The organism is Streptomyces sp. SID14478 (assembly GCF_010548525.1).
In the GTDB taxonomy this organism is placed as follows: Bacteria; Actinomycetota; Actinomycetes; order Streptomycetales; family Streptomycetaceae; genus Streptomyces.
Map to the genome: position 1 here is coordinate 1 of NZ_JAAGMG010000958.1, position 2,925 is coordinate 2,925.

General features: G+C 71.1%; 2 protein-coding genes and 1 pseudogene. All 3 read right to left on the reverse strand.

Going from position 1 to position 2,925, the window contains the following annotated elements:
- On the reverse strand, nt 1-1,645 hold a 1,645-nt coding region (locus G3I40_RS31025), incomplete at its 3' end, for an MDR family MFS transporter (RefSeq protein ID WP_239092044.1).
- A 248-nt stretch (nt 1,646-1,893) separates the two neighbouring features.
- Nucleotides 1,894-2,766 carry a serine hydrolase gene (locus G3I40_RS31030; RefSeq protein WP_164305950.1) on the reverse strand — a complete coding sequence of 291 codons (873 nt, stop codon included), beginning with the start codon at nt 2,764-2,766 and terminating at the stop codon, nt 1,894-1,896.
- 14 nt (nt 2,767-2,780) lie between these two features.
- Nucleotides 2,781-2,925, reverse strand: a pseudogene (locus G3I40_RS47495) (LysR family transcriptional regulator); the annotation flags it as partial.

Here is a 2,925-nt window from a genome sequence, read left to right on the forward strand (position 1 = left end):
CCGCACCCGCGGCGACAGGTGGCTCGTCGCCGCCACGGTCGGTCGTGCCCGCGGACCGGTCCGGCGTGGCGGGGGCTGCGTCGGTCCCGTCGTCGCCGCCCGGCCGGGACCTGAGCTCGGTCTCCTTGATGAGGCACACCGCGACCAGCGCGAGCACCCCTGCCACCGCGGCGAACAGGAACACATTGCCGATGCCGTGCCCGAACGCATCACTGACCAACGGGCGTACCTTGGGCGGGAGTTCGGCCAGGTCGGGGATGGCTCCGCCGGCGGGTCCGCTCCCAGCGGGCAGCCCCGCGTCCGCCAGGTTCTGCTGCGTGTAGGTCGCGACGCGGCTGCTCATCACCGCACCGAGCGCCGAGACGCCGATCGCACCGCCGACCGTGCGGACGAAGGCGACCAACGACGAGCCCGCACCGAGGTCCCGGGCGGGCACCGTGTTCTGCACGGCGAGCACCAGGTTCTGCATCGTCATGCCGACGCCGGTCCCGAGGAAGAACATGAAGATCGCGAGAAGCCAGTACGCGGTGTCGGCGCGGACGGTGCCCATCAGGGCGAGCCCGCCGGTGAGGAAGATTCCGCCGCCGACGAGGAAGTGCTTCCAGCGGCCGGTACTGGCGATGATCCGGCCCGAGATCGTCGAGGCGAGGAACAGGCCCAGGATCATCGGCATCGTCATCAGCCCGGACTCCGTGGGGGTACGCCCCCGCGCAAGCTGGAAGTACTGGCTGAGGAAGACCGTGGCCCCGAACATGGCCACACCGACCAGCAGCGAGGCCGCCGCCGCGAGGGAGACGGTGCGGTGCGCGAACAGCTCCAGAGGGATGACGGCGTCCTGAGCGCGGCGTTCGACCAGGACGGCGACCACTCCGAGCAGCACTCCCGCCGGCACCATGACCGCCGTCTGCCAGGACAGCCAGTCCCAGTTCTTGCCCGACAGGGACACCCAGATCAACAGCACGCAGACCGCCGCGGTGATCAGCGCCGCGCCGGCCCAGTCGATCCGCGGCCGGTGAGCGGGGCGGGCCGCGGCCTCCGGAAGTTTCAGCTTCCACTGCAGGACGATGAGCGCGAGGACCGCGAACGGGACGCCGACGTAGAAGCACCAGCGCCAGCCCAGCCAGCTGGTGTCCACGATCGCACCGCCGATCAGCGGGCCGGAGATGGTACCGAGGGCGAACACCGCGCCCAAGTAGCCGTTGTAGCGCCCGCGTTCACGGGGCGCGATGATCGAGGCGAGGATCACCTGGGCCAGGGCCGTGAGCCCGCCGGAGCCGATGCCCTGGAACACCCGGCACACGATCAGCCACTCGGTGGACTGTGCGAGTCCCGCAGCGGCCGATGCGGCGACGAAGAGGAGCAGTGCCAGTTGGACCAGGAGTTTCTTGCTGAAGAGGTCGGACATCTTGCCCCACAGCGGGGTGGATGCCGCCATGGCGATCAGCTGCGCCGTCACCATCCACGTGTAGGCGGACTCGCCACCCTTGAGGTCGGCCAGGATCGTGGGCAGGGCGTTGGACACCACGGTGGACGACAGGATCGCCACGAACATGCCGAGCAGCAGCCCGGACATGATCTCCAGGATCCGCCGATGGGACAGGGCATCCGGCGCGACGGCGGACGGCGCCGCGGGGGCGTGGGACAAGGCAGGCTCCGTGATGGCTCGCATGGATACGTCAGGCACTCACGAGAAACGTGTGCGCTCCGACGGTCCATGGCACCAGTCGATCGGCAACTGTTTTAGGGACTTAAGGCCCATTCTGGGCACCGATGGTCCTCAAGGAGCAGGGAGCCGACGCGTGCCCCGGGCCCGTCCTCTTGCCCGCTCTTCTCTTCCTTCGCGTCATCGAGAGGCCCGGTGGCCTCCGGGCCAGGCCGGGCCGGGCTGCGGCGCTATCCCGCGCGCAGTGCGTCCACAGCGAGGCGGGCCGCCGTGCCGATCACGGCGTCGGCGGCGGGGAGGGTGCCCGCGGTCTGCGCGGTACGGGTGAAGACGGCGACGGCGTACCGGCCACCGTCGGGGTATTCGACGACCCCCACCTCGTTGCGCAGCGTCGGCAGCGAGCCGGTCTTCCCGGCGACGTGCACGTCGTCGAACGGGAACCCGGACGCCAGGCGGTGCGGCCACACCTGAAGGCCCATCACCCTGCGGATCGCGGCGCCGTGATCGGGCGGGCAGGCCTCGTCGCGCCAGACGGCACGCAGCAGCCGGGTCATGTCCCGTGGGGTGCTGTGGTTGGTGCGGGCCGGATCGAGGGCGCGCAGCCGGGAGACGACCAGCGGGTCGGCCAGGGCGTCGGCGCCGGCGGGCCCCGCGTCCTCCTTGATCGTGGCGAGCATGGCGCCGAAGGTGTGCACTGCCTGTGTCCGGTCGAGGCCGAGGCGGGACGTCGTCGCGTTGACCGCGTCGAGTCCGACGTGCGCCAGGAGCAGATCGGCGGCGGCGTTGTCGCTGACGGCCATCATCAGGTACGCGAGGTCGCGCAGCGACAGACGTGCGGCGTCCAGCATGGCCGCGACCCCGGTGGGTCCGGGGGTGCGGCCGTGCGGCGGGCAGTCGACCTGCTGGGTGAGAACGAGGTCGCCGCTCGACGCACGCTCGTGCAACGCCACCAGCAGGCACAATTTGTGCACGCTCGCCGTACAGACCAAGTCGTCTGCATCGACGCCGAGGTGTGTACCCGCGTCGATGTCGAGGGCGTGCAGCCGACCGCTGACTCCGGCGTCGGCGAAGGCCGCGCGGATCCGGTCGGGCGCTTCGGACAGGGTTTCAGTGCGGGTCACAACCAGTACTCCGCTGCCGGTCGCAGGTGCATGGGGCGGGTGGGGGCGTCGGGGCGGGCGTCGGCGGTGGTGCGCAGCGCGTGCGTGGCCGCGTCGGCGAAGGCACGTACCGCGGTGTCGCCGTGGCCGCGCGGCCAGGCG